The 5,220-nt window shown below is 61.4% G+C and carries 7 protein-coding genes; 5 read left to right on the top strand and 2 right to left on the bottom strand.

Annotation, left to right across the window (positions count from 1 at the left end):
• Nucleotides 1-1,210: 1,210 nt before the first annotated feature.
• The 5 genes from E9229_RS18125 to E9229_RS18105 all read left to right on the top strand — a co-directional run bounded on the left by E9229_RS18125 (nt 1,211) and on the right by E9229_RS18105 (nt 4,067).
• Nucleotides 1,211-1,480, top strand: a complete 270-nt coding sequence (locus tag E9229_RS18125) for a hypothetical protein (protein ID WP_183513175.1) — start codon at nt 1,211-1,213, stop codon at nt 1,478-1,480.
• Between the two features lie 321 nt (nt 1,481-1,801).
• On the top strand, nt 1,802-2,365 hold the full coding sequence (locus tag E9229_RS18120; protein ID WP_183513174.1) for a hypothetical protein: 564 nt from the start codon (nt 1,802-1,804) through the stop codon (nt 2,363-2,365).
• A gap of 210 nt (nt 2,366-2,575) precedes the next feature.
• Entirely contained in the window at nt 2,576-3,187 is a 612-nt protein-coding gene (locus E9229_RS18115; RefSeq protein ID WP_183513173.1) for a recombinase family protein, read from the top strand.
• Nucleotides 3,188-3,278: 91 nt separating this feature from the next.
• The gene (locus E9229_RS18110) at nt 3,279-3,509 is read left to right on the top strand and encodes a hypothetical protein (RefSeq protein WP_183513172.1); all 231 of its coding nucleotides are present in this window, start codon (nt 3,279-3,281) and stop codon (nt 3,507-3,509) included.
• 84 nt (nt 3,510-3,593) lie between these two features.
• Complete coding sequence (locus E9229_RS18105) at nt 3,594-4,067, top strand: hypothetical protein (RefSeq protein ID WP_183513171.1); 474 nt, start codon at nt 3,594-3,596, stop codon at nt 4,065-4,067.
• A gap of 83 nt (nt 4,068-4,150) precedes the next feature.
• Here E9229_RS18105 and E9229_RS18100 read toward each other — a convergent pair whose 3' ends face one another.
• Nucleotides 4,151-4,354 carry a hypothetical protein gene (locus E9229_RS18100; protein ID WP_183513170.1) on the bottom strand — a complete coding sequence of 68 codons (204 nt, stop codon included), beginning with the start codon at nt 4,352-4,354 and terminating at the stop codon, nt 4,151-4,153.
• A 633-nt stretch (nt 4,355-4,987) separates the two neighbouring features.
• Nucleotides 4,988-5,188: a zinc finger domain-containing protein gene (locus tag E9229_RS20190; RefSeq protein ID WP_425570112.1), complete on the bottom strand. Its 201-nt coding sequence runs from the start codon at nt 5,186-5,188 to the stop codon at nt 4,988-4,990.
• Nucleotides 5,189-5,220 lie beyond the last annotated feature (32 nt).

Genomic DNA, 5,220 nt, shown 5'->3' with positions numbered 1-5,220 from the left:
ACACGCCTTAAAAGGCGAATAGCCGAGGCCCTGGCAGGCGCTCGGCTATTCTGATGTTTGTATAAACAACTCCATATGAGTGTATCGCGAGTCCTGGCAGATTGCGCGCTACCCATCCACGGCATGCCGAAGCCGAGTCAGGATGAAGGGCCACCGGCTTGTCCCCGGGTGTAGGGAGAAAAAAGGATTCACCGAGTTGGTTCGGTGCGCATCAAGGCAGACTCGGGGCGCTAGAGAATCCAACGGGAGAAGGCGTGTACGGCCCTCCCGACCTGACCAACACATCCCAGTCCTGACGCAGGCGAGTAATACCCGTAGCGTGTTCTAAGGAAACCTCGACCGGCTCCGTCCGAATCAAACTTTCCCGATCCCCCTAGTGAATCCTTCCCCGCCGTAAGTGGGTCTCGATTCACTAGGGGGTCCATCGTTTCCTGACTCTCACCATCCGAATGCCCCTGGGTGGTGGGCTATGTCAATACCGAGCCGAATCGATCGGGTCAGGAAATGACAGGCCGTCTGAACGGAGTGAAGCCCTTCAGTGGGGTAGTCGGTCCGGGCTGGCGCCCTACCCGACCCATGGTGGAGATGATGCCCTTATTACTAATAAGGCGATCACTCCACGCTGCGGTGTTGTCCCTAGTGAAATCCTTTGATACGCTGGGTACTTGACAGTTTCTCTTGGCTTTACTATGCCATTTTAGAGGAAAACTTTTCCCCACTTTTGGAGGTTACCCTGGCGGGTAAGAATGGCGGACCCTGCACTATCAACGGGTGCCACACCGAGGCCCACGCGAACACGCTATGCAAGAAGCACGACAAGCGAAGGGCCCGAGAACTGGCTAGTCCGAAGCGCCGAGGTGTCGATGCCCGTCGGCGCAGCCAGTGCCATGCCGATGACTGCACGAGGTGGCATCTCGACGAGGATAGGACGAATGGCCGCAAAATGGGGGGCCGTTGGTACTGCCGCGAACACGAAGGCTTGCACCTCCAGCACCCGCGAAACCTGGAACGCCTGGCCGAGGGTATCCGTGTTGAGAACGAATGCTGGATCTACCGTCGATCTTCAGCGAACGAAGGGCCAGAATCGGAGGACTACCTCCGTGGGGACTATGCGAAGTTCTACCCAGCGGGAACCGGAAGCGGAACCAATCGCAAAGGTTATGTCTACGATTCAGCCTGGCCCGCTCACCGCGCGCTGTGGGTGATGCTCATGGGCGGAACTGCCCTCAATCGGCAGCTCGACCACCTTGACGATTGCACTGCCGGGCCGCGCTGCTGCAACCCGGCACACCTCCAGCCCGTCACCGAGTATGTGAACAAGAAGCGGGGAGTCGCCCGCCGGGAGGTGACCAACGGGAAGCGGACCCGCACCGTCCGGGAGTGCGGGCCACGGTTCAACAAGGAGGCGGCGGGGAATCCCGAGGTGCGCCGGTTCGCCAAGGAGTACGGCCTCCCACTTCCGGCTGTGATCCCGGGGTAGGTAAACCCGTAAACGGTCGAAGGCGTCGACTACGTGCGGTGATGACCGGGCCCGGGTTCGGGGCTCCGCCCCACCTCCGAACCTGACCCCGAGTCTTGCCCCGGCAAAGCGGCCTGCATCCCAGTGCTGGCGCGGATCTCGGCACCTGCAAAACCCCGGGACCCGTCCGCTTGATTAACTGCTAAACGTAACCGGGCAAAGCGCGCACCTGTACGGGGTGCCCCCCCGCCCCCAGGGGGCAATCGACGCTCTGGACCCCGCTGTATCGTCTCGCAGCCAACGCCTTTCGAGACGTTCACGAGCGGACTATAAGCTCGCTCTATGGACTGGGGAATAGCGAAAGACATCTTGGGCATCGTTAAAGATATTGCGACGATCGTGCTGCCGTTGGCCGGCGTGCTGGTCGGCGCTCAGCTGGCTCGCCGTACGGCCAATGAGCAATGGCTGAAGAAGGAACGCCTCACTGCCTACCTTGGCTTAATCAAGCAATTGAGGGACATGAATCAGCGTTTTGCTGTGGGACTTCGCGTGAGTAAGTTTCGGGAGGATGCAGCTGCACACGGGCACGACTTCAATGGGGTGACGTGGGCATGGCAGGAATCGATGGACGAGCTGCAGGACATCGAGGTTTCTATCCGTCTTCTCGGTGGGCGGTTGGGCAAGGTGTATGAAGAGAGCGCCGATGGAGTCATCTTCGACATGCTTGTTGCGATCGATGATGACGAGATTACGGAGGAGGCATGGGACGAGCTACTGGCGTGTGCAGGAAACCTGGTTGAAGCGCTTGAAGAATCGGCGGCACTCGATCTGCAAGTACCTGTAGCGCGTGAACCGCTGTTGTCTCTGGGCCTCCGTCGGGATCGTCGGTCGTCGGTGAAAGTGTAGTTCTTCGCAATGAAATTGGGACGGTGGAAATTCAAGGGACCTTGAGATCACGATGTCTCTTAACCGATCGGTTCTGCGACACTTCGGCGAGACACTTTCGCACCCTCGGAAACACTAGGCTTGAGTGTTGCATAACCATGTTGCAAAACATCTGTTACGCTTTCACTACATCATCGACCCTTTCGAGACACTTTCGAGGACCAAGACATCATGAGCAACACGGCTACGACTGGCAAGCTGATCGGATACGCACGAGTCAGCACACGCGGACAGGACAGTGACAGGCAGGTACAGGACATCACGGCCGCTGGCGTCCGGGCCGATGACATGTATGTCGACAACGGAGTCAGCGGCGGCAAGGCAAGCCGGCCGGCATTCGACGCCGCACGCGTTGCCCTACAGCCCGGAGACACACTGGTGGTCACGACGCTGGACCGGCTGGGCCGGTCCACCTCAAACATGCTGGAGCTGGCAACGGAGCTCGAGCGCGCAGGCGTCAACCTCCGGGTGCTGAACCTCGGAGGCGGGGATGTCGACACGGGATCACCGATGGGCAAGCTCATGTTCACCGTCATGGCAGGACTGGCCGAGATGGAGCTGGCCATCAAGACGGAGCGCATCAGGGACAGCAACGCCAAACGTGCGGCCGCTGGAGGCGACCTCGGAGGCCGGCCGGCTACGCACAGTGATGACTCAATCCACGGGGCCGCCCGGGACATCAAGGCCGGCATGTCGGCAAGCGCAGCGGCCGCCAAGCGGGGCATGAGCAGGGCGACACTCTACCGCCGCGCAAAGGCGCTGGGAGTGGATCTGGCGGCCTAGTAGGACAGTGCCGGCCCTACGGGGCCGGCACTCTTCACGCGGCGCGCAGGACCGGCCTGGATGGTCTGAAGCAGGCAAGGGACACAGGGCAGTGAACACAAGGGCATCAGGTATCTACGGACAGATCCGCGAACTACGGGACCAGCTCGACGCACTGGCCCGGGAGGGCCGCATCGTCATGGGAACGGACAGTCTCAACGACCAGCACACGGAGACGGCCAGCGCCGTGAGCGCGGCCCTGTCGGGCCTCGATCAAGCAATAGAGGCCACATGCTGGATGGAAACCATGGCAACGCTGGAGGGCACCTATCCCGAGCTGTAGGGGCAGGATGCAGGATTCACCTGGCCTCACAAACATCGTGGTCACACAATCTTTATGTGAGCCGAGCACTGATTAGATGGGGGAATGAAAAAGATCATCCCCCTTGCCATCGCGGCCATTGCTCTAGGGCTAACAGGTTGCTCGGCCTCGGAGCCACCGGCGCCGGTGGCATCGTCAACCCCGGCGGAATCGTCAACCCCGGCGGAATCGTCAACCCCGGCGGCTCCGTCCGAACCGACGACGGAGGCAGTGAAAGTATCGACAACGTGCGCCGACGCGGTAGAGAAGCAGGGCAAAGAGTATGACGAGATAAGCGCCACCGCGACAGACGACACCTCGGACACCGAACTTAACGCGCCCTACATGCACCCGCTGGAGGACTGCAAAAGCTTCGCGGAATACGCACAGGCCGGCATTGATAATCCGGCCCCATGGGGGATGGAATGGAACAAAGAAGAAGATATGAAAAGGATGGTTGGAACCGCGTGCTTCAACCTTGACCCAAAGAGCGCGACACCCGTTTGCGCTGACGCAAAGGAACTAGGGCTACTTTCCTAGGACGGCGCCTATCTGGCCCACGATCGCACAGGGGTAGACCAGACAGCCCGGGCCGGGAGGCCCGGGCATTGCTGTATCTGGAGCTATTCGGGAGACGGCCCCGCACACATGACGGACGCGTTGAACGCTGCCCATGCCGGCACGGGGCTGGCGTCGTGCGTCAGGGCATCGGCTACAAGGGCCGGGACCATGGCACCGGACAGTAACGACAGATCAGCCTCCACCAGCTCGCCATCCACGAGGGCGGCGACATAGCCGGGGGTGTCAATCAATACCTGAAAATCCATGCGGGGTAATCCTCCGAGAACGTGATGGCTGGAGGCCCTGACGGGGCCTCCCCCGGTATTTAAACACGCTGGCCATCCATGTGTCTCTTGACCATCAGCCCCGGCGGCGGCGAAACCATCCCCTCGCAGGCCGCGTGTGCCCTTCTGACGGCTCCACAGGTATGTCAGGGGTACTGGAGGGGGTGCCATTCCCGGGGGTGCCTGGAGGGCCACCTGCCATCGGTGCAGGGGTGCCAACTTCCAACATGCGCAGGGCCACCGCTTGGACCTGGATTGTCCGCTCCCGCTCCGTCGCCACCGCCTCGGCAACCTCAGCACGACGCTCCGCATCGGCAAGTCTGGCACGCAGTGATTCAAGCTCGACAAGGGAGGTGTCACGGGGGATGTCAGCGGGGGGTGTCGTGGCAGGTTGCACGGCCGTAGTGACCGGGGCGTCAGGGGGTGGCGTCGTGCTACCCAGAAACCCAAGGGAGACTAGGGCCGGTATGGGTATCTGCCACCCCTTATCGGACACCGTGGCACCGGCATCTACAAGGGCATCCTTGCGCCGGCGAAGAGTGGAGACGGAGACGCCGCACTTACGGGCCGCCTCGGCAAGGCCCATCACTGGCGGGGCCCCATGGGGTGACTGACTCATGAGTGCTTGGCACCCTGCCCAACATGGACGCGGGGCAGATCTCGGAGACCGCGCCCGGGGACCGACTCAAAGCAGGGCTGACCCTTGCCGGCTCCACAGACGGAGCATGGGACGGTGTTTAGCTGCCGGGGTTTCTTCCTCCGGGTGTGAACGACCCCGCCACCAAGCGAAGCCCCGGATGATCCTTTAAGTGCCATGCATCCAAAGGTACGGTGGACGCTCCGCGACC

The organism is Paeniglutamicibacter cryotolerans, from assembly GCF_014190875.1.
GTDB lineage: Bacteria > Actinomycetota > Actinomycetes > Actinomycetales > Micrococcaceae > Paeniglutamicibacter > Paeniglutamicibacter cryotolerans.
The sequence above is the reverse complement of the archived record's forward strand: the minus strand, read 5'-3'. Positions and strand labels throughout refer to the sequence as shown.

Excerpts from the sequence above, each read along its gene's own strand:
- E9229_RS18115 (WP_183513173.1), top strand. The coding sequence starts at position 2,576 with ATGAGCAACACGGCTACGACTGGCAAGCTGATCGGATACGCACGAGTC.
- E9229_RS20190 (WP_425570112.1), bottom strand. The coding sequence starts at position 5,188 with ATGGCACTTAAAGGATCATCCGGGGCTTCGCTTGGTGGCGGGGTCGTT.
- E9229_RS18100 (WP_183513170.1), bottom strand. The coding sequence starts at position 4,354 with ATGGATTTTCAGGTATTGATTGACACCCCCGGCTATGTCGCCGCCCTC.
- E9229_RS18120 (WP_183513174.1), top strand. The coding sequence starts at position 1,802 with ATGGACTGGGGAATAGCGAAAGACATCTTGGGCATCGTTAAAGATATT.
- E9229_RS18105 (WP_183513171.1), top strand. The coding sequence starts at position 3,594 with ATGAAAAAGATCATCCCCCTTGCCATCGCGGCCATTGCTCTAGGGCTA.
- E9229_RS18125 (WP_183513175.1), top strand. The coding sequence starts at position 1,211 with ATGGGCGGAACTGCCCTCAATCGGCAGCTCGACCACCTTGACGATTGC.